25 protein-coding genes and 1 other RNA gene are annotated in these 23,074 nt (G+C 64.5%); 12 read left to right on the forward strand and 14 right to left on the reverse strand.

What is annotated here, in order from left to right; all coding sequences use genetic code 11:
• Nucleotides 1-53: 53 nt before the first annotated feature.
• From AWB83_RS29125 to AWB83_RS29135, 3 genes are read left to right on the forward strand one after another with little or no spacing between them, the layout of a single operon-like run.
• Nucleotides 54-794 carry an amino acid ABC transporter permease gene (locus AWB83_RS29125; RefSeq protein WP_087049095.1) on the forward strand — a complete coding sequence of 247 codons (741 nt, stop codon included), beginning with the start codon at nucleotides 54-56 and terminating at the stop codon, nucleotides 792-794.
• On the forward strand, nucleotides 794-1,471 hold the full coding sequence (gene gltK / locus AWB83_RS29130; protein WP_087049096.1) for a glutamate/aspartate ABC transporter permease GltK: 678 nt from the start codon (nucleotides 794-796) through the stop codon (nucleotides 1,469-1,471). Before AWB83_RS29125 ends, gltK begins: the two co-directional genes overlap by 1 nt.
• On the forward strand, nucleotides 1,468-2,193 hold the full coding sequence (locus AWB83_RS29135; protein ID WP_087049097.1) for an amino acid ABC transporter ATP-binding protein: 726 nt from the start codon (nucleotides 1,468-1,470) through the stop codon (nucleotides 2,191-2,193). Before gltK ends, AWB83_RS29135 begins: the two co-directional genes overlap by 4 nt.
• Nucleotides 2,194-2,270: 77 nt before the next feature.
• On the opposite strand, the gene AWB83_RS29140 is transcribed toward AWB83_RS29135, so the two are convergent.
• On the reverse strand, nucleotides 2,271-2,450 hold the full coding sequence (locus AWB83_RS29140) for a YegP family protein (RefSeq protein ID WP_087049098.1): 180 nt from the start codon (nucleotides 2,448-2,450) through the stop codon (nucleotides 2,271-2,273).
• A 113-nt stretch (nucleotides 2,451-2,563) separates the two neighbouring features.
• Nucleotides 2,564-3,466, reverse strand: a complete 903-nt coding sequence (locus AWB83_RS29145; RefSeq protein WP_087049099.1) for a class II glutamine amidotransferase — start codon at nucleotides 3,464-3,466, stop codon at nucleotides 2,564-2,566.
• 189 nt (nucleotides 3,467-3,655) lie between these two features.
• Here AWB83_RS29145 and pyrC point away from each other — a divergent pair, with 189 nt between their 5' ends.
• From pyrC to rnpB, 3 genes are all read left to right on the forward strand, one after another.
• Nucleotides 3,656-4,726 (forward strand): dihydroorotase, encoded by a 1,071-nt coding sequence (pyrC, locus tag AWB83_RS29150; protein WP_087049100.1) that lies wholly within the window; start codon nucleotides 3,656-3,658, stop codon nucleotides 4,724-4,726.
• A 10-nt stretch (nucleotides 4,727-4,736) separates the two neighbouring features.
• Entirely contained in the window at nucleotides 4,737-5,546 is an 810-nt protein-coding gene (locus AWB83_RS29155) for a DUF3025 domain-containing protein (RefSeq protein WP_087049101.1), read from the forward strand.
• A 23-nt stretch (nucleotides 5,547-5,569) separates the two neighbouring features.
• Nucleotides 5,570-5,984: RNase P RNA component class A (gene rnpB / locus AWB83_RS29160), an RNA gene on the forward strand.
• Nucleotides 5,985-6,049: 65 nt separating this feature from the next.
• Here the strand turns inward: rnpB and AWB83_RS29165 are convergent.
• Nucleotides 6,050-6,472, reverse strand: a complete 423-nt coding sequence (locus AWB83_RS29165; RefSeq protein WP_087049102.1) for an OsmC family protein — start codon at nucleotides 6,470-6,472, stop codon at nucleotides 6,050-6,052.
• Between the two features lie 610 nt (nucleotides 6,473-7,082).
• On the opposite strand from AWB83_RS29165, the gene rplM reads away from it, so the two are divergent.
• The 3 genes from rplM (at nucleotide 7,083) to erpA (ending at nucleotide 8,483) form a co-directional block, all read left to right on the forward strand.
• Nucleotides 7,083-7,511, forward strand: coding sequence for a 50S ribosomal protein L13 (gene rplM, locus AWB83_RS29170; RefSeq protein WP_008351572.1), 429 nt, complete (start codon nucleotides 7,083-7,085; stop codon nucleotides 7,509-7,511).
• 11 nt (nucleotides 7,512-7,522) lie between these two features.
• Entirely contained in the window at nucleotides 7,523-7,915 is a 393-nt protein-coding gene (gene rpsI / locus AWB83_RS29175) for a 30S ribosomal protein S9 (protein WP_087049103.1), read from the forward strand.
• 202 nt (nucleotides 7,916-8,117) lie between these two features.
• Entirely contained in the window at nucleotides 8,118-8,483 is a 366-nt protein-coding gene (gene erpA / locus AWB83_RS29180) for an iron-sulfur cluster insertion protein ErpA (RefSeq protein WP_050328268.1), read from the forward strand.
• A 54-nt stretch (nucleotides 8,484-8,537) separates the two neighbouring features.
• Here the strand turns inward: erpA and AWB83_RS29185 are convergent, their stop codons facing one another.
• Entirely contained in the window at nucleotides 8,538-9,668 is a 1,131-nt protein-coding gene (locus tag AWB83_RS29185; protein ID WP_087049118.1) for an anhydro-N-acetylmuramic acid kinase, read from the reverse strand.
• A gap of 369 nt (nucleotides 9,669-10,037) precedes the next feature.
• Here AWB83_RS29185 and tyrS point away from each other — a divergent pair, with 369 nt between their 5' ends.
• Genes tyrS through AWB83_RS29200 form a run of 3 tightly spaced genes read left to right on the forward strand, consistent with a single transcriptional unit; the run spans nucleotide 10,038 to nucleotide 12,421 of the window.
• On the forward strand, nucleotides 10,038-11,294 hold the full coding sequence (tyrS, locus tag AWB83_RS29190) for a tyrosine--tRNA ligase (RefSeq protein WP_087049104.1): 1,257 nt from the start codon (nucleotides 10,038-10,040) through the stop codon (nucleotides 11,292-11,294).
• A gap of 4 nt (nucleotides 11,295-11,298) precedes the next feature.
• Nucleotides 11,299-11,757, forward strand: coding sequence for a D-aminoacyl-tRNA deacylase (gene dtd, locus AWB83_RS29195; protein WP_087049105.1), 459 nt, complete (start codon nucleotides 11,299-11,301; stop codon nucleotides 11,755-11,757).
• 13 nt (nucleotides 11,758-11,770) lie between these two features.
• A complete protein-coding gene (locus AWB83_RS29200) occupies nucleotides 11,771-12,421 on the forward strand; it encodes a histidine phosphatase family protein (RefSeq protein ID WP_087049106.1) in 651 nt (216 codons plus the stop codon).
• Here AWB83_RS29200 and AWB83_RS29205 read toward each other — a convergent pair.
• From AWB83_RS29205 to AWB83_RS29250, 10 genes are all read right to left on the reverse strand, one after another.
• Complete coding sequence (locus tag AWB83_RS29205) at nucleotides 12,418-13,317, reverse strand: oxygenase MpaB family protein (protein WP_208636817.1); 900 nt, start codon at nucleotides 13,315-13,317, stop codon at nucleotides 12,418-12,420. The genes AWB83_RS29200 and AWB83_RS29205 overlap by 4 nt on opposite strands.
• Before the next feature lie 4 nt (nucleotides 13,318-13,321).
• The gene (ruvB, locus tag AWB83_RS29210) at nucleotides 13,322-14,383 is read right to left on the reverse strand and encodes a Holliday junction branch migration DNA helicase RuvB (protein WP_087049108.1); all 1,062 of its coding nucleotides are present in this window, start codon (nucleotides 14,381-14,383) and stop codon (nucleotides 13,322-13,324) included.
• Between the two features lie 57 nt (nucleotides 14,384-14,440).
• Complete coding sequence (gene ruvA, locus AWB83_RS29215) at nucleotides 14,441-15,022, reverse strand: Holliday junction branch migration protein RuvA (protein ID WP_050329370.1); 582 nt, start codon at nucleotides 15,020-15,022, stop codon at nucleotides 14,441-14,443.
• Between the two features lie 23 nt (nucleotides 15,023-15,045).
• A complete protein-coding gene (ruvC, locus tag AWB83_RS29220; protein ID WP_087049109.1) occupies nucleotides 15,046-15,588 on the reverse strand; it encodes a crossover junction endodeoxyribonuclease RuvC in 543 nt (180 codons plus the stop codon).
• Between the two features lie 101 nt (nucleotides 15,589-15,689).
• Complete coding sequence (gene purH, locus AWB83_RS29225; RefSeq protein WP_087049110.1) at nucleotides 15,690-17,255, reverse strand: bifunctional phosphoribosylaminoimidazolecarboxamide formyltransferase/IMP cyclohydrolase; 1,566 nt, start codon at nucleotides 17,253-17,255, stop codon at nucleotides 15,690-15,692.
• Between the two features lie 64 nt (nucleotides 17,256-17,319).
• Nucleotides 17,320-17,553 carry a Fis family transcriptional regulator gene (locus AWB83_RS29230; protein WP_008351548.1) on the reverse strand — a complete coding sequence of 78 codons (234 nt, stop codon included), beginning with the start codon at nucleotides 17,551-17,553 and terminating at the stop codon, nucleotides 17,320-17,322.
• Nucleotides 17,550-18,641 (reverse strand): tRNA dihydrouridine synthase DusB, encoded by a 1,092-nt coding sequence (gene dusB / locus AWB83_RS29235; RefSeq protein WP_087049111.1) that lies wholly within the window; start codon nucleotides 18,639-18,641, stop codon nucleotides 17,550-17,552. Before dusB ends, AWB83_RS29230 begins: the two co-directional genes overlap by 4 nt.
• 219 nt (nucleotides 18,642-18,860) lie before the next feature.
• Entirely contained in the window at nucleotides 18,861-20,072 is a 1,212-nt protein-coding gene (locus tag AWB83_RS29240; protein WP_087049112.1) for a UbiH/UbiF/VisC/COQ6 family ubiquinone biosynthesis hydroxylase, read from the reverse strand.
• Nucleotides 20,056-21,459, reverse strand: a complete 1,404-nt coding sequence (locus AWB83_RS29245) for an aminopeptidase P N-terminal domain-containing protein (protein ID WP_087049113.1) — start codon at nucleotides 21,457-21,459, stop codon at nucleotides 20,056-20,058. Before AWB83_RS29245 ends, AWB83_RS29240 begins: the two co-directional genes overlap by 17 nt.
• 81 nt (nucleotides 21,460-21,540) lie before the next feature.
• A complete protein-coding gene (locus AWB83_RS29250; protein ID WP_087049114.1) occupies nucleotides 21,541-22,845 on the reverse strand; it encodes a THUMP domain-containing class I SAM-dependent RNA methyltransferase in 1,305 nt (434 codons plus the stop codon).
• Nucleotides 22,846-23,074 lie beyond the last annotated feature (229 nt).

Below are 23,074 nucleotides of genomic sequence, written 5' to 3' on the forward strand. Positions count from 1 at the left end.
AACGAACGAAACGGAAGGAGCTTGCTTCTTCCGTTTCTTTTTGGAGTGAGTCCATGTCTTATCACTGGAACTGGGGCATCCTGCTGAGTCCGGTTTCGACCGGCGAGCCCACGACCTACCTCGGCTGGCTGATCTCCGGCTTCTGGGTGACCATCACCGTGTCGCTCGCGGCCTGGGTGATCGCCCTCGTGGTCGGCTCGTTGTTCGGCATCTTGCGCACGGTCCCGAATCGCTTCCTGGCGGGCATCGGCACCGTCTACGTCGCGATCTTCCGCAATATTCCGCTGATCGTGCAGTTCTTCATCTGGTATCTCGTGATTCCGGAGTTGCTGCCGCCTTCCATCGGCAACTGGTTCAAGCAACTGCCGCCCACGGTGCAGTTCTTTTCGTCGTCGATCATCTGTCTCGGGCTCTTCACCGGCGCGCGCGTGTGCGAGCAGGTGCGCTCGGGCATCAACGCGCTGCCGCGCGGACAGCGCAACGCGGGCCTCGCGATGGGCTTCACGCAATGGCAGACGTATCGATACGTGCTGATGCCGGTCGCTTACCGGATCATCGTGCCGCCGCTCACGTCGGAGTTTCTGAACGTGTTCAAGAACTCGGCGGTCGCATCGACCATCGGTCTGCTCGACCTGTCCGCGCAGGCGCGGCAGCTCGTCGACTACACGGCGCAGACGTATGAATCGTTCATCGCGGTGACGCTCGCCTACATGCTCATCAACCTCGTCGTGATGCTGTTGATGCGCTGGGTCGAAGCGAAGAGCCGCCTGCCTGGCTACATCGGAGGCAAGTAATGCATCATTTCAACTGGAGTGGTGTGATCGCGTCCTTGCCTACGTTGATGACGGGCGCCAAGATCACGCTGCAGATCACCGTGCTCGCCATCGTGGTCGGCATCGTCTGGGGAACCGTGCTCGCGTTGTTCCGCCTTTCGGGCGTCAAGCCGCTGCAATGGTTCGCGGGCATGTACGTCACGCTGTTCCGCTCGATCCCGCTCGTGATGGTGCTCCTGTGGTTCTTCCTGATCGTGCCGCAGTTCCTGCAGAACGTGCTCGGGCTGTCCGCGGACATCGACATTCGCCTCGCGTCCGCGATGGTCGCGTTCTCGCTTTTCGAAGCCGCGTACTATTCGGAAATCATCCGCGCGGGCATTCAGGCGGTGCCGCGCGGCCAGGTGAACGCGGCGTTCGCGCTCGGCATGACCTACGGCCAGGCGATGAAGCTCGTCGTGCTGCCGCAGGCGTTCCGCGCGATGGTGCCGCTCCTGCTCACGCAGGCGATCGTGCTGTTTCAGGATACGTCGCTCGTCTACGTCATCAGTCTCGCGGACTTCTTCCGCACGGCGACGAACATCGGCGACCGCGACGGCACGTCCGTCGAAATGGTCCTGTTCGCGGGCGCGTGCTATTTCGTGATCTGCGTGATGGCGTCGGCCCTCGTCAAAAGTCTTCAGAAAAAGGTCGCAAGATGATCTCTATCAATAACGTTTCCAAGTGGTACGGCCAGTTCCAGGTGCTGACGGACTGCACGACCGAAGTGAAGAAGGGTGAGGTCGTCGTGGTGTGCGGCCCGTCGGGTTCGGGCAAGTCGACGCTCATCAAGACGGTAAACGGCCTCGAGCCGTTCCAGAAGGGCGAAATCACGATCAACGGGCAGTCGCTCACCGACAAGAAGACCAACCTGTCGAAGCTGCGCTCGAAGGTCGGCATGGTGTTCCAGCACTTCGAGCTCTTTCCCCATCTGACGATCACGCAGAACCTGACGCTCGCGCAGATCAAGGTGCTCGGCCGCTCGAACGACGAAGCGACGCAGAAGGGTTTGAAGCTGCTGGATCGCGTCGGCCTGCGCGCGCAGGCCGACAAGTATCCTGGCCAGCTGTCGGGCGGCCAGCAGCAGCGCGTGGCGATTGCGCGCGCGCTGTCGATGGACCCGATCGCGATGCTCTTCGATGAGCCGACTTCCGCGCTCGACCCGGAGATGATCAACGAAGTGCTCGACGTGATGGTCGAGCTCGCGCAGGAAGGCATGACCATGATGTGCGTGACGCACGAAATGGGCTTCGCGAAGAAGGTCGCGCATCGCGTGATCTTCATGGACAAGGGCTTGATCGTCGAGGACGATCAGAAGGAAGCGTTCTTCGCGAATCCGAAGTCGGATCGCGCGAAGGACTTCCTCGCGAAGATCCTCCACTGATCGATCGGCTTTTCGTCGCCAGAACAAAAAACGCGGCCTCCCGTAAGGAGGGCCGCGTTTTTTTTCAACCATCCCGGTCAGGAATTGTCGACCACCGCCGCATCGGGCGCGTTGTGCTTCACGGATTCGATGCCGTTTTCCGCCGAGCCCTTCGCCTTGTACATCTCGCTCGTCAGGATGCGTTCGCCGTTGCTCGCGTGCAGGTTGAAGTAGAACTCGCCTTTCTTCGCCCGGTCGATCACGAATTTCCCAGCCATGGCCTTTCCTCCTTCGGTGGATGAACGAGTCCAGCGTCGTGCTCTACGCCGCGGAGCGGAATTGACGATTGTTTACCGGGTGTGGGCAGTCGCCCAAAGAGCGACCGGCGCGCTCACTCGATGCCCAGTTCCGATTCCACGGCCGCCGTGGTCTGAATCTCGCCGATCTTCAGCGCCGAGCCGACGCACGCCTTCGCGAGCGGCTCGGCCGCCTTCTTCGCGACTTCCTCCGGCACCGGAATATTCACCGTGCGGGAGAGCGCGCCTTGCTGGAACATGGCGAGATCGCCGGGCGCGAAGCGCGTCCAGGTTTCATTGTCGGTGAGCGGCGATGTGGCGATCACGGCGACGCGATCTTCCGGCGTCGTGTACTTGGCGAAGTCGATCGACATGTCCGCGTCGATCAGATGCGCCGTCGAGAAGGGCCAGCTACGCACCAGATAGTACAAATGCGTCGAGCAGTGCGAGAAGAGCGCCTGGCCGTTCGACATCAGGAAATTGAAGACGCCGTATTGCGTGATGTCGCGCGTGAGTTCGGCGAGCGTGTCGAACAGTTCTTCCAGCGGCGGCTGCGAGCAGGGAAACGCTTTGCGGAGGCCTTGCAGCAGCGCACAGAACGCGAGTTCGCTGTCCGTCGTGCCGACCGGCTGATAGACGCCGGTCAGTTCAGGCGCGTGACCTTGCAGATCGCCGTTGTGCGCGAAGATCCAGTGCCGTCCCCACAGCTCGCGCATGAACGGGTGGCAGTTCTCGAGCAGGATATGCCCCTGCGTCGCCTTGCGGATGTGCGCAATGGTGTTTTTCGACTTGATCGGATAGCGCTTCACCATGTCCGCGAGCGGCGAGCTGGCGGACGACTGATGATCGATGAAGAGCCGGCAGGCCTTGTCCTCGAAGAACGCGATGCCCCAGCCGTCGGCGTGATGATCCGTGACTCCGCCGCGCGCCGCGAACCCGGTGAACGAGAAGGTCACGTCCGTGGGTTCGGCGCAATTCATTCCGAGAAGTTGGCACATGTCGCTGAAGCAGGCGGGCGGTCGCCTTGGGCTGGGTTGTTACAATACGTACGACAAGCATATCACCGAGCCCAGGCCGAAAAAATCGCGCAACCGCTCATAACGGTGCGCGTTGTGGAATTTCCACGGCGATTTTTTCCTGCTCTCGCGTGGACTTGCGCCATTCCAACGTTTCCCCGTCATCACGCCATGTCCGCTACCTCTTCCTCGCCCAGTTCGCTCACGATCGCGCGTCCCGACGACTGGCATCTGCACGTGCGCGACGGCGCGACGCTCGCCGCCGTCTTGCCGCACACGGCGCGCCAGTTCGGCCGCGCGATCATCATGCCGAACCTGAAGCCGCCGGTGACGACGACCGACATGGCCGCCGCATACCGCGAGCGGATTCTGGCGGCGCTGCCGACGGAGGGCGCGGGCGCGCGCTTCGAGCCGCTGATGACGCTCTATCTCACCGACAACACGCCGCCCGACGAGATCCGCCGCGCGCGGGAGAGCGGCTTCGTGCACGGCGTGAAGCTGTATCCGGCGGGCGCGACGACCAACTCCGACGCGGGCGTGACGAATCTCGCGAACTGCGCGAAGACGCTCGAAGCAATGCAGGAAACCGGCATGCCGTTGCTGGTGCACGGTGAAGTGACCGACGGCGATATCGACGTGTTCGACCGCGAAAAGGTCTTCATCGACCGCGTGATGACGCCGCTGCGCCGCGACTTTCCCGCGCTGAAGATCGTCTTCGAGCACATCACGACGAAGGACGCCGCCGATTACGTGCGCGAAGCGGAAGGTCCGATCGGGGCGACCATCACCGCGCATCACCTGCTCTACAACCGCAACATCATGCTGATCGGCGGCATGCGTCCGCATTACTACTGCCTGCCGGTGCTGAAGCGCGAGACCCATCGCGTGGCGCTCGTCGAAGCGGCGACGTCCGGCAATCCGCGCTATTTCCTCGGCACGGACAGCGCACCGCATCCGAAGGGCCTGAAGGAGCACGCGTGCGGCTGCGCGGGCTGCTACACGGCGCTGCATGCGCTCGAGCTCTACACCGAAAGCTTCGACAAGGCCGGCGCGCTGGACAAGCTCGAAGGTTTCGCGAGCTTCCACGGCGCGGACTTCTACGGCCTGCCGCGCAGCACGGAGACGGTGACGCTGGAACGCGCATCGTGGACGCTGCCCGCCGAATTCACCGCCGGCGACGCGGCGATCGTGCCGCTGCGCGGCGGCGAGTCGATCGGCTGGCGCTTCTCGGACGCGCGCTGAGCCCTCGCGCGTGGGTGCGGGTTTCGCCGATATCGATTGGGCGCGGCCCTGGCTCGCGCCGATCGAACCGCGCGGCAGGCGCTGGCAGGCGGCGGCGCTTGCCGGTCATGCCGAATACCTCGCGGCGCTCAACGAAGACGCGGTGCGCGCAGCGCTCGTCACGGGGCGCGGCAAGCCGCTCGCGTTCATCGCGCAGGAAGAACTGCCGGCCGGCGCTTCCTACGAAGCCCACATCGCGCAGACCGGCCGCGTGCCGACGCGCCACAATCTCCACGATTTCTTCAACGGCCTGATGTGGTTTGCGTATCCGCGCATCAAGGCCGCGCTCAACGCGCGTCAGGCGGCGCAGATCGATGCGCTCGGCATCGGCCCGACGCGCGGCGGCGTGCGCGACGCGCTCACGCTCTTCGACGAAAACGCGGTGCTCTTCGCCTGCGCCGACGCGACGCTCGCCGATGCGCTGCGCGGCTTCGGCTGGCGCGCGCTGTTCATTACCGAGCGTGCGGCCTGGGGCACGCGCTGCGAGGCGCGCCTGTTCGGGCACGCGCTGCTCGAGAAGCTCGTCGCGCCTTACAAGGCGTGCACGGGGCACGCGTGGATCGTCGACGTTCCCGCCGACTATTTCACGCTCGACGATACCGCGCGCCGCGCGCTCGTCGACGAGGCGGTGTCGGCGCGCATCGCGGCCGAGCCGCTCGACAGCCGTGGGTTTGCGCCGCTGCCGGTGCTCGGCGTGCCGGGCTGGTGGGACGCGAACGCATCGCCCGATTTCTACGACGATACCTCCGTCTTTCGGCCAGGCCGCCGCGTGCGCCGATAGGCGGATGTTAAAATCGAACCGGCAAAGCGGGCCAGGCAATCGCGGCTTCGACGGTTTTGGCCGAAGAGGGCGAGGAAAGTCCGGACTCCACAGGGCAGGGTGATGGCTAACGGCCATCCGTGGTGACACGCGGAACAGGGCAACAGAAAGCAAACCGCCGATGGCTCCGGGCGTAAGTCCGGAGATCAGGTAAGGGTGAAACGGTGCGGTAAGAGCGCACCGCGGACGTCGCGAGACGCTCTGGCACGGTAACCTCCACCCGGAGCAATTCCAAATAGGCAGGCGCGCATCCTCGCGATGCAGGACGGGGCCCCCGTTCGTCTGCGGGTAGGAAGCTTGAGCGCGTCAGCAATGGCGCGTCTAGAGGAATGATTGCCACGCGCGTCCGGCGTCAAGCCGGCGCGTGCACAGAATCCGGCTTATCGGCCCGCTTTGTCGTCATTCAAGGAAAAAGAGCCGGCGTCTTGCGACGCCGGCTCTTTTATTTCAGCGCGCGGTTCGGATCACGCTTCGACGATGTCGAACGAATGCGTGAGTTCCGCCGTCTTCGCGAGCATGATCGACGCCGAGCAGTACTTGTCGTGCGACAGGTTGATCGCGCGCTCGACTGTCGTCGGGTTCAGGTTCTTGCCTGTCACGGTGAAGTGGAAGTGGATCTTCGTGAAGACCTTCGGGTCCTCGCTCGCGCGATCGGCCTTGAGCGTGACGGAGCAGCCGTGGATTTCCTGGCGGCTCTTTTTCAGGATCATGACGACGTCGTAGGCGGTACAGCCGCCGGTGCCGAGCAAGACCATTTCCATCGGGCGGGGCGCGAGATTGCGTCCGCCGCCTTCCGGCGCGCCGTCCATGTTGACGAGATGACCGCTTCCCGTCTCGGCGGCGAAGGCCATGCCGTCCTGTCCCATCCAGCTAACTTTGCATTCCATGCTCAGGCTCCAGCTGCTCACACATCGTTACAGAGAGGCTTCATTGTAGCGGTTCATGCATGCTTGCCTGATCGCGCGTTACGCGCATTTCCCGGTTGACGAGCGGAAAATCGAGCGACCGGCTTTGATGTCGCTCGTGCGAACTTGAGTCGAGGGCGTCCTCTAAACTCGAAAATCCCGAAAAATCGGGCACCCGTATGTACATAACCCTATGAACCATAAGAGAAATAGGTGGGTGTCGGCGCGATTTCAATATTTCAAATAATGAAATTCAATTTCATGATGCAAATCTTCTTGCTTTGCAGCATGACCGTGCCTATACTCGCTTCTGTCTCCTCCACCTCCTCCTTAGGTGGATTAAGCCCGAGCCTCAGTTGCTCGGGTTTTTTTTCATCCTCGCCGGATCTTCGTCCGGCTCTGCTCCGTCTTGCCGCGACCGTCGCAACTCTTTGACGGCGCGGATATTTTCCCTATATAATTCAAAGTTCTCTTCGTTACACACGCCCGCGAAGAGGGTCAGGGAGAGCCTGCACGCGCCTCGATGCGCACTACATATAAGCAGGACCGAACAAGGCAAAGCTCAAGGGCAGGTTAAATTTTTGGATCGATCATGAAGACGTTTTCCGCAAAAGCCGAAGAGGTGACGCGCGAATGGTACGTGATTGACGCGACGGATAAGGTTCTCGGCCGTGTCGCCAGCGAAGTGGCACGCCGTCTTCGCGGCAAGCACAAGCCTGAATTCACTCCGCACGTCGACACCGGTGATTTCATCATCGTCGTCAACGCCGGCAAGCTGAAGGTCACCGGCAACAAGACCACGGACAAGAAGTACTATCGTCACTCGGGCTACCCGGGCGGCATCTACGAAACGACGTTCGGCAAGATGCAAGAGCGTTTCCCGGGCCGTGCGCTCGAGAAGGCTGTCAAGGGCATGCTTCCGAAGGGTCCGCTCGGCTACGCGATGATCAAGAAGCTGAAGGTCTACGCCGAAGCAACGCATCCGCACACGGCTCAACAGCCTAAAGCGCTCGAGATCTAAGGGGAGCCCACATGATCGGTAACTGGAACTACGGTACGGGCCGCCGCAAGAGCGCCGTCGCTCGTGTCTTCATCAAGTCGGGCAAGGGCGACATCATCGTCAATGGCAAGCCCATCGCCGACTACTTCTCGCGCGAAACGTCGCTGATGATCGTGCGCCAGCCGCTGGAACTCACGAACCACGGCACGACGTTCGACATCAAGGTCAACGTGTCGGGCGGCGGTGAAACGGGTCAGGCAGGCGCGGTTCGCCACGGCATCACCCGCGCGCTGATGGACTACGACGCAACGCTGAAGTCGCAACTGTCGAACGCAGGCTTCGTCACCCGCGACGCGCGTGAAGTGGAGCGTAAGAAGGTCGGTTTCCACAAGGCACGCCGCCGCAAGCAGTTCTCGAAGCGCTAATCGCTTTGGCGTTTCGCCGGGCGCGTCCTGGCCAAACTGCTTCAAAAGCCGCCCGCACCTTGTGTGCCGGCGGCTTTTTCATTTGGCGCAGGCAGGCTGAACCATGTCGAATTTGCATATAGCCCATTGATTTCATGGACTTCCAGCACGATATCGAGATCAGCCCTACAATATCGGCTAGAAGCTTAATTGGAGAGTTCGAATGAGCGCTGTCAGCGATACCCCCACGACCGAAATGCCGATGCCATTCGTCTTCACCGACGCGGCTGCGGACAAGGTCAAGCAATTGATCGACGAAGAAGGCAATCCGGACCTGAAGCTGCGCGTGTTCGTGCAGGGCGGCGGATGCTCCGGTTTCCAGTATGGTTTCACGTTCGATGAGACCATCAACGAAGACGACACCGTAATGGACAAGGCCGGTGTCCAGTTGCTCGTCGACTCGATGAGCTATCAGTACCTCGTCGGTGCGGAGATCGACTATAAGGACGACCTCAACGGCGCCCAGTTCGTCATCAAGAACCCGAACGCCACGACCACCTGTGGTTGCGGATCGTCGTTCTCGGTTTGAGTGCGTTCCCCGCGCGGTAGTGAAAACGGAGCCTCGGGCTCCGTTTTTGTTGGGTCAACGCGGATAGATCGCGCCGAGAATGCGCTCGCCCGCGGCGCCCGTCACCGAGGCCAGATTGCCCGGCTCCCGCGCGACGCAGCGCATCGCGAGCCACGCGAACGCGAGCGCCTCGACCTGCTGCGGCGGTACGCCGAGCGCTTCGGTCGTCATGACAGGCACGCCCGTGACGCCGCTGTCCTCGAGCGCTTGCTGGAGCATCTTCAGGAGCACCGGATTGCGCGCGCCGCCGCCGCACACATAGACGGCGCGGGTATCCGACGCGTGGCGCGCGATCTCGCGGGCGACCGTCGTGGCGGTGAGCGCGGTGAGGCTCGCCTGCACGTCGGCAGGCGCGAGATGCGTGAAGGCGGCGAGCTTCGCATCCATCCACCCGGGGTTGAACAGGTCGCGCCCGGTGCTCTTCGGCGGCGCCTGATCGAAGAACGGCTCGTCGAGAAATGCGCTGAGCAGCGGCGGACTGACCCGACCTTGCGCCGCGAATTGACCGCCATCGTCGTAGGGTCTTTGCAGATGACGCAGCGCCCATTCATCGATCAGCGCGTTCGCCGGGCCGCAATCGAAGCCGCGTACCTCGCCGCTCGCCGGCAGGATCGTGATATTGCTGATGCCGCCCAGATTGCATACGACGCGCGTCTCGTTCTTCGCGCCGAACACCGTCGCGTGAAACGCCGGGACGAGCGGCGCGCCCTGGCCGCCCGCGGCGACATCGCGGCTGCGAAAGTCCGCGACGACGTCGATGCTGGTCATTTCCGCGAGCAGCGCCGGATTGTTGATCTGCCGCGTGTAACCCTTTTCCGGCCGATGCCGCACCGTCTGACCGTGCACGCCGATCGCCCGCACCTTCGACGCCGAATAGCCGCTCATGCTCTGCAGTTCGTGACAGCACACGGCGTAGCGCGTCGCGAGCGCGTGCGCGGCGAGCGCCTCGCGCTCGAGTTCGTTGTCGCCGGGCGATTGCAGTTCGAACAGCGCGTCGCGCAAGCCTTTCGAAAAGGAAACATGGGCCTCGCCGAGCACGACAGGCGGCTTGCCGGTCGCGAACTGCACCGCGACGCCGTCGACGCCGTCCATGCTGGTGCCTGACATCAAACCGAAGTACACGCCGTCAGCCTTGCCGGTTTCGATTGCTTCGGTTTTCTTCGCCACGCTGCTCTCCTCGTCGATGCGTTCTTGCCGGATGTGCTCATCCAGCGGCGATTATCCGCGCAACGGGCCGAATCGTTAAGATGCGTCTAAATCCGTCTGAATCGCGCGGCGCATTCCGAAGACCCGAAAGCCGCATAAAACAGCTCGAAGCGACACGAAACGGCACGTACGGCCCGGCATCGCGTAAAATCCTGAGCCTGAACAGACCATTGCGCGCGATTCCGTCATTTGCCGCGCGCGCCGCGTCCCGGAACGCGGCGTCCCTTCCGGTCACGCCGGATCGCAGCGACGGCGCACATGCCGCCGCGCCGCCAGCCATCGAACCCTTTGACTTCACAAGCCGCAAGCATGACCACTGACTCCAACGCTTCTTCCGCGCCCGGCGCGCCCAGCTTTCCGATCACCGACGAAGTGAAGAACGCGCTCGCCATCGCCCGGCGCGGCTGCGACGAACTGCTGATCGAGGACGAGTTCGCGCAGAAGCTCGCGAGGAGCGCCGCGACGGGCAAGCCGCTGCGCATCAAGCTCGGTCTCGATCCGACCGCGCCGGACATCCACATCGGCCATACGGTCGTGCTGAACAAGATGCGCCAGTTGCAGGACCTCGGCCATCAAGTCATTTTCCTGATCGGCGATTTCACTTCGCTGATCGGCGATCCTTCCGGCCGCAACGCGACGCGTCCGCCGCTCACGCGCGAGCAGATCGAAACCAACGCGAAGACGTACTTCGAGCAGGCGTCGCTCGTGCTCGACCGTGAAAAGACCGAAATCCGCTATAACAGCGAGTGGTCGATGCCGCTCGGCGCCGACGGCATGATCAAGCTCGCGTCGCGCTACACGGTCGCGCGCATTCTGGAGCGCGAGGACTTCACCAAGCGCTTCCAGGGCGGCGTGCCGATCTCCATCCACGAATTCCTGTACCCGCTGATGCAGGGCTACGACTCCGTCGCGCTGAATTCGGACCTCGAACTCGGCGGGACGGACCAGAAGTTCAACCTGCTCGTCGGCCGCGAGCTGCAGAAGCAGTACGGCCAGGAACAGCAGTGCATTCTGACGATGCCGCTGCTCGAAGGACTCGACGGCGTCGAGAAGATGTCGAAGTCGAAGAACAACTACGTCGGCATCAGCGAGAAGCCGACCGAGATGTTCGGCAAGCTGATGAGCATTTCCGACACGCTCATGTGGCGCTACTTCGAGCTGCTGTCGTTCCGCAGCATCGAGGAAATCGCCGGCTTCAGGAAGGAGGCCGAGGGCGGGCGCAATCCGCGCGACTTCAAGGTGATGCTCGCGCAGGAAATCGTCGCGCGCTTCCATTCGCCGGCGGACGCCGAGCGCGCGCTCGAGGACTTCAATCATCGCGCGAAGGGCGGCGTACCGGACGACATTCCGTCGGTCACGCTCGCGGGCGCGCCGCTCGCGATCGGCCAGCTGCTGAAGCAGGCGGGTCTCGTGCCGTCGACGAGCGAAGCGCTGCGCAACATCGAGCAGGGTGGCGTGAAGATCGACGGCGCGACCGTCTCCGACAAGGGTTTGAAACTCGAAGCGGGCGAGTTCGTCGTGCAGGTGGGCAAGCGCCGCTTCGCGCGCGTCACGTTGTCGGCGTGAGCGGATGATCGCGCTCATTCAGCGTGTGAAACGCGCGGACGTGCGTGTGGGCGAGCGCGTGACCGGCGCGATCGACGCGGGCCTGCTCGCGCTGGTCTGCGCCGAGCGCGGCGACAACGAAGCCGCCGCCGACAAGCTGCTCGCGAAGATGCTCGCCTACCGCGTGTTCGGCGACGCCGCCGGCAAGATGAATCTCTCCGTGCAGAACATGGACGGCGCGGGCCGCGCGGGCGGCGTGTTGCTGGTGTCGCAGTTCACGCTCGCCGCCGATACCTCGAGCGGCCTGCGCCCGAGCTTCACGCCCGCGGCGCCGCCGGACGAAGGCAAGCGGCTCTTCGAGTATTTCGTCGAGCAGGCGCGCGCGAAGCATCCGATCGTCGAGACGGGCGAATTCGGCGCGGAAATGCAGGTGTCGCTCGTGAACGACGGGCCGGTTACCTTCTGGCTGCAAGTGCGGCCCTGACCTCCACATTCCCATGACGACCCAGGTTCTCTTCATTCGACACGGCGAAACCGACTGGAATCGCATCAAGCGCATTCAGGGGCATATCGATATTCCGCTGTCGGAGCACGGCCTGCTGCAAGCGGAGCAGGTCGGGGCGCGTCTCGCACGCGATGCGCGGCTCGATGCGGTCTATTCGAGCGATCTGCAACGCGCGCAGCAGACGGCGCGTCCTTTCGCGGATGCGCTCGGGCTCGAACTGCGCCTGTCGGAAGGCCTGCGCGAGCGGTTCTACGGCGCATTTCAGGGCCACGACAGCGACGAGATCAGCGAGAAGTTTCCCGCTGAATACGTCGAATGGCAGACGCGCGATCCGGGTTTCGCTCCGCCCGGCGACGGCGAGTCGCAGCGCGTGTTCTATCACCGCGTCGTGCATGCGATGGAGCCGATCGTCGCCGCGCATCCGGGCGGGCGCATCGCGGTTGTCGCGCATGGCGGCGTGCTCGATTGCATCTATCGGTTCGCGATGAAGCTGCCGCTCCAGGAGCCGCGCAACTGGCCGCTGCTCAATTGCGGCATCAACGTCGCGGATTACGAGAACGGCGGCGCGACGCTCGCTTCGTGGGGCGACATCGCGCATCTGTCCACCGATACCGACGACGACAACCTGCGCAAGCGCGCTTAACCGTTCTTCGCCGCGACTCTCGATCGGGCGCGCTTCGACACGCCGTTCACGAGCGCCCAGCGCATGACGGGCGCGATCATCCTCACGCCCGGCCGCGCGATCGCGCGACGCACGGGCGCCAGTCTCCCAAGCGCCAGCATCTCCTGCGCCCAATCCGGCAGCAAATCCACGCCCGCGCTGAAAATCAGCTTGCTCGCCGGTGTCATCGCGATGCTGGGCGTCGGCGCGCTCTTCAGCACGCGGATCACCTCCTGTGTGCGATCGCTGGCCTGCAATTGCGGGCGCATCGCCTCGAGATAGCGTTCGATTGCGGCGAACGTGGTCGGCACATCTCGCGCGCCGAGCAGTCGCGCGATCGTCGATGTCTCCTCGAAATAGCGGTCCCGATCCGCTTCGGAAAGCGCCGGGTTCACGTAGCGCAGATACGCCTTCAGAAAGCTCGACACCTCCGCGACATGCACCCACGTCAGCAAATCCGGATCGCTTGCGCGATACGCGCGCCCATCGGGTGTGATGCCCGTCACGTCGAGATGAATGTTCTTCACGCGCTCGATCAGCGCGAGCGCGTCCACGCGATTGCCGAACGTCGTGCCCGCGACGAACGTCGCGGTGCGCCGCAGACGGCCGAGGATATCGGTGCGAAACGTCGAGTGATCCCACACGCCCGCCAGCGCGAGCGGATGCAGCGTTTGCAGCAGCAGGGCGCTGATGCCGCCCGTCATCATCGACGTGAAATCGGAATGGATCTTCCAGCAGGCGGCTTGCGGACCGAACAGGCCGGGATCGCCCGGCGGCGAAGAATAGTCGATCTTCGGGCCGCTACCGCTCGTGAGGCTCGTCACGCCTCGTGCAATCGACGAGCGCACGCGCGAGAGCAACGTCGGCTGATCGGACATGCGTCTAGCCGTTGTTCGTATCCCAAAGGTCGCGGATCGGACCGGCATCCGGTGCGGCGATGCCGAAATGGCGATACGTGAGCATCGTCGCGACGCGGCCGCGCGGCGTGCGCTGCAAAAAGCCCTGCTGGATGAGATACGGCTCCAACACGTCCTCGATCGTGTCGCGCTCCTCGCCGATGGCCGCAGCGAGGTTGTCCACGCCGACAGGCCCGCCGTCGAACTTGTGCAGGATGGCTTCGAGCAGCTTGCGGTCCATCAGGTCGAAGCCGACCGGATCGACGTCGAGCATCTTCAGCGCACGGTCGGCGACATCGGCGGTGATCATGCCGTTCGCCTTCACTTCGGCGTAATCGCGCACGCGCCGCAGCAGCCGGTTCGCGATACGCGGCGTGCCGCGCGCGCGCTTCGCGATTTCCAGCGCGCCTTCGGGCACGATTTCCGCCTTCAACAGCGACGCCGAGCGCGACACGATGCGCGCCAGCTCGTTCGCGTTATAGAACTCCAGCCGCGACACGATGCCGAAGCGATCGCGCAAGGGATTCGTCAGCATGCCGGCGCGCGTGGTCGCGCCGACGAGGGTGAACGGCTGCAGATCCAGCTTGACGCTGCGCGCGGCCGGACCTTCGCCGATCATGATGTCGATCTGATAATCCTCGAGCGCCGGATACAGAATTTCCTCGACGACCGGCGAAAGCCGGTGAATCTCGTCGATGAAGAGGACGTCGTTCGCTTCGAGATTGGTGAGCAGCGCGGCGAGATCACCCGCGCGCTCGAGCACCGGCCCCGACGTCTGCCGCAGATTCACGCCCATTTCCCGCGCGATGATGTGCGCGAGCGTCGTCTTGCCGAGACCCGGCGGGCCGAAGAGCAGCACGTGATCGAGCGCTTCCGAGCGGCGCCTGGCCGCTTCGATGAAGATTTCGAGTTGACCGCGCACTTTTTCCTGCCCGACGTATTCGTCGAGCTGGCGCGGCCGCAGCGCGCGCTCGAACGCTTCCTCGTTCGGCGAGACGGGCGTGGCCGAAATGATGCGTTCGGCGGCGAGTTTGTCGGTTTCGATCATGGGTCGATTGTACAGCGAGCTTTCTTGCGGCGAAGCTGGCCGAATGGCTTAGGCGAATCAAGCCTTCGAAAGCGCTTTGAGTGCCAACTTGATCCCCTCGGACACGCCCGTTCCGGCCGGCACGTTCTTGATCGCGGCGAGCCCTTCCTTCTCCGAGTAGCCGAGCGCGAGCAGCGCGTTGAGGATGTCGGACGCATGATCGGACTGCGACGCCGCGCTCGCCATCGCGCCGAGATCGGCGCCGAGCTTGCCTTTCAGTTCGAGCAGCAGCCGCTCCGCCGTCTTCTTGCCGATGCCGGGCACGCGCGTGAGACGCGCGGCATCCTGCGTCGTGACGGTTTGCGAGAGCTCCTGCACGCTCATGCCCGAGAGCACGGCGAGCGCCATGCGCGCGCCGATGCCGCTGATCTTCAGCAATTCACGGAACGTCGCGCGTTCCTGCGACGTGAGAAAGCCGTACAGCAGATGTGCGTCCTCGCGCACGATCAGCTGCGTGAGCAGCACGACTTTCTCGCCGGTGTTCGGCAGGTTGTAGAACGTGCTCATCGGCACGTCGATTTCGTAGCCGACGCCGTTGCAGTCGACGAGCAGATGCGGCGGATTTTTTTCCAGCAGAACGCCGGCGATGCGACCGATCATGTGTTTGTGTTCTTGAAAGAGAATTAGCCGATGAGTCTGCCGCGCCGAACGCGCAAGCCCTTCTTGGCAAGCGAGGGCGCGATGCCGCCCAGCGTCTCGAGTCCGCTGCCGCCGTGCGCATGACAGATGGCCATGCCGAGCGCGTCGGCGGCATCGGTGCCCGGCACGCCGGAGAGGCTGAGCAGACGCACGACCATCTGCTGCATCTGCTCCTTGGTCGCGCGTCCGTAGCCGACCACGGCTTGCTTCAACTGCAGCGCGGTGTACTCGGAAACCGGTACGCCGCTCGCGACGAGCCCGCAAATCGCCGCGCCGCGCGCCTGGCCGAGCAGAAGGGTCGACTGCGGATTCACGTTGACGAAGACCTTTTCGATCGCGGCCTGATCCGGATTGTGCTGCGCGATGAGCGTCGAGATGCCGCTGAAGATCGTGTTCAGGCGCGAAGGCAAGTCGGCGTCGGCGGTCTTGATGACGCCGCTCGTCACGTAATTGAGCGCGTGTCCGGTCTTGTCGATGATGCCGAAGCCCGTCACGCGCAGGCCGGGGTCGATGCCTAGGATTCTCATTCGTCGTGGTGGTGCATTCGGGCTTGGCAGTCGTCCAAATCAAAAAGGCCTGTCTGCGTCGTTCGACGCAAACAGGCCAATCTTAAATGAACTGAACCCGATTAATGACGGAAATGACGCGTGCCGGTCAAGATCATCGCCACATTGTGCTCGTCCGCGGCGGCGATCACTTCGTCGTCGCGCATGGAGCCGCCCGGCTGGATCACGCAGGTCGCGCCCGCGTTCACGACGACATCGAGGCCGTCGCGGAACGGGAAGAACGCGTCCGACGCCACCGCCGAGCCGTTCAGGGTCAGACCGGCGTTCTGCGCCTTGATGCCTGCGATGCGCGCCGAATCCACGCGGCTCATCTGGCCCGCGCCGACGCCGAGCGTCATGCCGCCGCCGCAGAACACGATCGCGTTCGACTTCACGTATTTCGCCACGCGCCACGCGAACATCAGGTCGTCCATTTCCTTCGGCGTCGGATGGCGCTTCGTCACGACGCGCAGCTCATGCGGCTGCACGTTCTTCGCATCGAGCGACTGCACGAGCAGGCCGCCGCCCACGCGCTTCAGGTCGAACGCGTTGTGGCCGTCGCCGAGCGCGATCTGCAGGAGGCGCACGTTCTGCTTCGCAGCGAATACCGCGCGCGCCGCTTCGCTGAAGGAAGGCGCGATCAGCACTTCGACGAACTGCTTCGCGACAGCCTGCGCCGCCGCTTCGTCGACTTCGCGATTGAATGCGATGATGCCGCCGAACGCCGACGTCGGATCGGTCTGGAACGCCTTCGAGTACGCTTCGGCCGCGTTCGCGCCGACGGCCACGCCGCACGGATTCGCATGCTTGATGATGACGCACGCAGGGGCATCGAACGTCTTCACGCATTCCCACGCGGCGTCCGAATCGGCGATGTTGTTGTACGAGAGTTCCTTGCCCTGCAACTGCTCGTAGTTCGCGAGCGCGCCGGCGGGCACGGAGAGATCACGGTAGAACGCCGCGCTCTGATGCGGGTTCTCGCCGTAGCGCAGATCCTGCACCTTCTCGAACGCCATGTTGAACGTCGCGGGATACGTGTTGCGCTGCGAATGCTGCAGCTCTTCCGTGAGGCTCGTCAGATAGTTCGTGATCGCGCCGTCGTACTGCGCGGTGTGCGCGAACACCTTGGTCGCGAGGCGGAAGTTCGTCTTGTAGCCGATGGAATTGTCGTTCGCGCGCATTTCGTCGAGCACGGCGGCGTAGTCCGCCGGATCGACGATGACGGTCACGTCGCGATGATTCTTCGCCGCCGAGCGCAGCATGGTCGGCCCGCCGATATCGATGTTCTCGATCGCGTCCTCCAGCGAGCACTCTTCCTTCGACACCGTCTGCACGAACGGATACAGGTTCACGACCAGCAGATCGATGGTCGGGATGTCGTGCTTTTCCAGCGCGGCCATGTGCTCGGGCAGGTCGCGGCGCGCGAGAATGCCGCCGTGCACCTTCGGATGCAGCGTCTTCACGCGCCCATCGAGCATTTCCGGAAAGCCGGTGTAATCGGCGACCTCGGTGACGGGCAGACCGGCGTCGGCGAGCAGTTTCGCCGTGCCGCCGGTCGAGAGGAGCTTGACGCCGAGCGCCGACAGCGATTTGGCGAAATCGACGATGCCGGATTTGTCGGAAACGGAGATGAGCGCTTGCTTGATCATGATGGACACTGAAACCGAAAAGGGAACCCAAGCCGGACCAAGGCGCGGGCCTCAGTCCGATGAATCAAATCAATCCGTGCTGCTGAAGCTTCTTGCGTAGCGTGTTGCGGTTGATGCCGAGATACTCGGCTGCGAGCGATTGGTTTCCGCCCGCCTGCTCGAGCACCACTTCGAGCATCGGTTTTTCCACGCACGAAATCACCATGTCGTAGACGTCGTGCGGATTGGAGCCGTCCAGGTCCTGAAAATAGTTGTCGAGGCTCTGGCGGACGCATTGTTCGATGTTATGTCTGCTCATGCGGCAATCAGTCGGTCTGTCGTGTTGTTGAGCCCGTCGCACGATTCCTCTTCGGCCGCGTCAGTGTCGGCCGTCTCGTCCACATAGACGAGACGGTCCGACAACGCCTTTTGCGCGTCGAAGAATTCGTTGACAGCGAGCAATTGTTCTTTGGTCGTGTCCAGCGTATTCATCCGGTGCCGGAAGGTGTTGGCGCCGGAAAGGCCGCGAGTGTACCAGCCGATGTGCTTGCGCGCAGTCCGAACGCCCGTGAATTCCCCGTAGAAGGCGTAGTGATCTTCCAGGTGCTCGTTCATCACCTGCTGGATCTCGTCGATGCGCGGCGGCGGCAGGCGCTCGCCCGTGTTCAGAAAATGTTCGATTTCACGGAACAGCCACGGCCGCCCCTGCGCCGCGCGCCCGATCATGATGGCGTCGGCACCGGTTGCGGCGAGCACGTCGCGCGCTTTTTCCGGCGTGGTGATGTCGCCGTTCGCGACCACGGGAATCTTCACCCAGGCCTTCACCGCCGCGATGGTTTCGTACTCCGCGTCGCCCTTGTAGAGATCGGCGCGCGTGCGGCCGTGCACGGTGAGCATCGAGATGCCCGCGTCCTCGGCGATCTTCGCGATGGTCAGCGCGTTCTTGTTCTCGCGATTCCACCCCGTGCGAATCTTGAGCGTGACGGGCACGGCGTCCGGACCCACGCCGACCGCCTGAACCACCGCCTCGACGATGCGCGCGACGAGCGCCTCGTTCTGCAGCAGCGCCGAGCCCGCCGCGACGTTGCACACCTTCTTCGCCGGGCAGCCCATGTTGATGTCGATGATCTGCGCGCCGTTCGCGACATTGTGTCGCGCGGCCTCGGCCAGCATCTGCGGATCGGCGCCCGCGATCTGCACCGCGATCGGCTCGACCTCGCCCGCGTGGTTGGCGCGGCGCATGGTCTTCTCGCTTTTCCACAACTGCGCGTTCGACGCGACCATCTCCGACACCGCGTAGCCCGCGCCCATGCGCTTGCAGAGTTGCCGGAACGGGCGGTCGGTGACGCCTGCCATCGGGGCGACGAACAGGTTGTTGCGCAGAACGTGGGAACCGATGGTTGGCATGAAGGCTAAAGGATCCGCACTGTCGAATTCGGCCGAAATGCGGCCGCAAGCGCGTCAGGCAGATGCAACGTTGCTGAAGGGGAAACGGGTATTTTAACGCGAAGCGCGTGCTGAAATTAAGAGCAATCGCGTGCAAGTCTTTAAATCTTCTATGAAAGAACGGGCGTTCATAGAGGATAAGTTCTTCGATTCAGCGCAGACGATTGCTTATGGAGCGTGCTAGCGGCGTTGACCGAACATCATCTGGCGGGCAAGCGCCGTCTTCACCGGCGGGAGGAACTCGAGCGCCGTGAGGGCGAGGCCGCGCATCGCGGCGAGCGGCGGGAAGTCCACCGTGAAAATGCGCGCGAGCGTGTCGGTCGCGCCGATCGTCAGGCGCCGGTCCAGTGTGCGGCGCTGCGCGAAACGCGCCAGCGCGAGCGGCCGCGGGCCATCCGCGGAAAGCGCGTCGGTGAGCGCGAGCGCATCGCGCAGGCCCAGGTTCAGGCCCTGGCCCGCGACCGGATGCAGCGTCTGCGCGGCGTTGCCGATCGCCACGGTGCGCCGGTCGACGAGCACGTCGAGCGCGGAAAGCCCGAGCGGGAACGCGGCGCGCCCGGCGATGCGCGTGAAGCGGCCCATGCGCGTGCCGAAGGCGGCGCCGAGTTCGGCGAGGAACGTGTCGTCGTCGAGTTGCATGCGGCGCGCGGCCTCGTCGGGCGAGCAGCACCAGACGAGCGCGTAGTCCGCGTGACGCTGGCCGCCGCATGGCAGGAGCGCGATCGGGCCTTCGCGCGTGAAGCGCTCCCACGCGACGTTCGCCTGCGGATCGGACACGCTCACCGTGCCGACGATGGCCGTCTGGCCGTAGTCGCGCGAGCGGCGCTCGCTCGACGCCTCGTCGTCCTTGCGCTGATACAGGCCACCTTCGGCGTTCACCAGCACCTTCACCCGGATCGTGCGTTCGCCGCTCGCCGATTGCAGCGGCAAGCCGACGCCGTCGTGATCCTGCAGCGGCGCGAGCGCGGCCGTATCGGTGAGCCAGTCCACGCTGGACGCCCGCACCGCATCGGCGAGCACGCCGACGAGCGAGCCGTAGCGCACCACATAGCCCAGTTCGGGCAGCTCGTGCTCGTCGTGCTCGATCAGCGTGCGGCCGAAGTGTCCGCGCTGCGACACGTGAATGCGGCGGATCGGCGTGGCGTCCGCCGGAAAGCCGAGCGGCTGGAGCATCACGCGGCTGCCGTGCGACAGCGCGAGCGCGCGCGGATCGTTCGCGGCGGCGTCGGGCGTGCGCGCATCGATCAGCGCGATCGAAAGCCGCGATGTCGCGCTGCGCCGCGCGAGCCAGCCGGCCAGCGCGAGCCCGACCGGCCCCGCGCCGACGATGGCGATGTCGTAGTCGAAATGCGGTTCGGGCGTATCACTCATCGCTTCAGTCGCCTCGGTCATTCGATTCGCGCATCAGCGCTTCGATCTCGTCGGCGGCGACCGGCACCTCGCGCGTGATCAGCTCGCAGCCGTTTTCCGTGACGATCGCGTCGTCCTCGATGCGGATGCCGATGTCCCAGTAGCGCTCGGGCACGTCGGCGGCGGCGCGCACGTAGAGACCCGGCTCGACCGTGAGCGCCATGCCCGGCACGAGCGCGCGCCAGCGCCGCGCGCCTTGCTCGTCGAGCGGACCGTGCGCCTCGCGGTACTCGCCCGCGTCGTGCACGTCCATGCCGATCCAGTGTCCCGTGCGGTGCATGTAGAAGCGCGCGTACGCGCGTTGCGCGAGCACGTCGTCCATGCTGCCGAATTTCGTCTTGTCGAGGATGCCCGTGTCGAGCAGTCCCTGCGACAACACCTTCAATGCCGCCTGATGCGGCGCGTCGAAGCTCGCGCCGGGGCGCGTCGCGTCGACGGCGGCGGCCTGTGCGGCGAGCACGATGTCGTAGAGCTCGCGCTGGGCGGGCGTGAAGCGCCCGCTCGCGGGGAACGTGCGCGTGATGTCGGAGGCGTAGCCGTCGAGCTCGCACGCGGCGTCGATGAGGATCAGGTCGCCCTCGCGCGCGATCGCGTTGCCTGCCGGATAGTGCAGCACGCAGGCGTTCGCGCCCGCCGCGACGATCGAGCCGTACGCCGGCGCCTGCGCGCCGTGGCGGCGGAACGTGTAGAGCAGTTCGGCTTCGATTTCGTACTCGCGCATGCCGGGGCGGCAGGCGCGCATCGCGCGGCGGTGCGCTTCGGCGGAAATCGATGCCGCGCGGCGCATGATCGCGATTTCGTGCGAGTCCTTGACGAGGCGCATCTCGTCGAGAATCGGCAGGAGATGCTGCGCCTTCGCGGGCGCGCGCACGCCGCTGCGGCTCTGCGCGCGCACGGCGGCGAGCCAGCCGCGCACTTGCGCATCCAGCTCCGGCGAGGTGCCGAGCGGGTAGTGCAGCGCGGGCTTGTCGGCGATCAGGCGCGGCATTTCCTCGTCGAGCGCGCCGCTGGGGAACGCGGCATCGAAGCCGAAAGCGTCGCGCGCGGCGTCGGGGCCGAAGCGAAAGCCTTCCCACGTTTCGCGCTCGGCGTTCTTCTCACGGCAAAAAAGGAGCGACGCGGGCTCGCCGTCCTTCGCGCTCGCATTCAGCACGAGCGTCGCCTCGGGTTCGTTGAAGCCCGTCAGATAGAAGAAGTAGCTGTCGTGACGGAAAGGGTAGTCGGTGTCGCGATTGCGCATGACTTCCTGCGCGGTCGGCAGGATGGCGACGCCGCCGCCTTGCGCACGCAGCGCGGCAAGCACGCGCTCGCGGCGCGCGCGATAGACATCGACGGCGATGGGACTGGCGAGTTCGGTCGGTGAGTTCATGCGCCGATTGTAGCGCCGGCTTCGTGACGGCGGCACTCGGCCATTCGGCCTATTGCGCCGGCGCGTTCGCGCAGGGCATGCTTACTCGGCAGCAGGACGGGTGCGCACGCTGCCCGCGATCAGATCGAAGCGGAACAGCCGGCATTCGAGCGCGCCGTTGAAGAGCGGCGTCTTGGTCGATTCGCGCAGCCGGAGCATGCCCGGCAGCTTGCGGTCGGAGGTGAGCACGTACGCGCGCCAGCCGGGAAAGCGCTGCTTGAGGGCGTTGCCGAAGGAAACGAAGAACTCGGTGTCGGCGGGATCGGGCTGCGCGCGGGCGAAAGCGTCGTCGTCCTCGCCGCGGGTGCGCGCCGTCTCGCGGATCTCGCCGCGCGGACCGCGCCCGCGCACCTCGATGCGCTCGCCATAGGGCGGATTCGCCACCAGGATGCCGGGCGCGTCGGCCGGCGGCACCATGTTGCGCGCGTCGACCTGCTTGAGCGACAGGTCGGGAATGCCCGCGCGGCTCAGGTTGGCGCGCGCCTTTTCGAGCATGTCGCCGGAGATGTCGCTGCCGAAGATGTTCAGCTCCGTTTGCGCAGCGCGCGCGGCGCGGCGCTGCTCGGCGGCGGCTTGCTTGAGCTTTTGCCACATGCCCGGGTGGAAGGGCTTGAGCTTCTCGAAGCCGAAGCGCCGCTCGCTGCCCGGCGCGATGCTGAGCGCCGCTTGCGCCGCTTCTGCGAGGAAGGTGCCGCTGCCACACATCGGATCGAAGAGCGGCGTGCCGGGCGTCCAGCCGGTGAGGCGCAGGATGCCTGCCGCGAGATTTTCGCGCAGCGGCGCCGCGCCTTTGTCGAGCCGCCAGCCGCGCTTGAAGAGCGGCTCGCCGGAGGTGTCGAGATAGAGCGTGCACTCGTTCATCGTGAGGAACGCGAACACGCGCACGTCGGGCTGTGCGGTGTCGATGCTCGGGCGCGCGCCGGCCACGTCGCGCAGACGGTCGCAGACGGCGTCCTTCACGCGCAGCGTCGTGAATTCGAGGCTCTTCACCGGCGATTTGATCGCGGTGAGATCGACGCGCATCGTCTGGCTCGGCGTGAACCATTGCTCCCAGCGCTGGCGATGCGTGAGTTCGTAGATGTCGTGTTCGTTGCGATACGGGCCTTGCGCGACTTTCAGGAGCACGCGGCTCGCGATGCGTGAATGCAGATTTGCTGCCATGCCTGCGACCCATCCGCCCCGGAAGTGCACGCCGCCGGGCACTTGCGCGCCGACGATCAGCGATCCGCCGCCTGACAGCGGCGCACTGGCTACGTGCCGTTCACCGATCTCCGCGAGCTCGGCGGCAAGCGGTGCTTCGAGACCGCGCGGGCAGGGGACAAACCAGTCGAAGAGGGGGGTGGCCATGAGCAGCTTTTCGGACGTTCAAAGGCGGTATTGTACGCGGGGCGGTTCGGTCAGCACGTGGCGCATCTTCATTGCCTGGAAAAGAAAGCGCCAGCACTCGGCAACGCGAGGCTGGCGCCATCCGTTCAGCGGTTTCGAAACGGCGTGGGGCTTACTCCACCGCCTTCATCATCTCCTCCACCACCTTCTTCGCGTCCCCGAACACCATCATCGTCTTGTCCATATAGAA

This window comes from Caballeronia ptereochthonis (genome assembly GCF_001545075.1).
In the GTDB taxonomy this organism is placed as follows: Bacteria; Pseudomonadota; Gammaproteobacteria; order Burkholderiales; family Burkholderiaceae; genus Caballeronia; species Caballeronia ptereochthonis.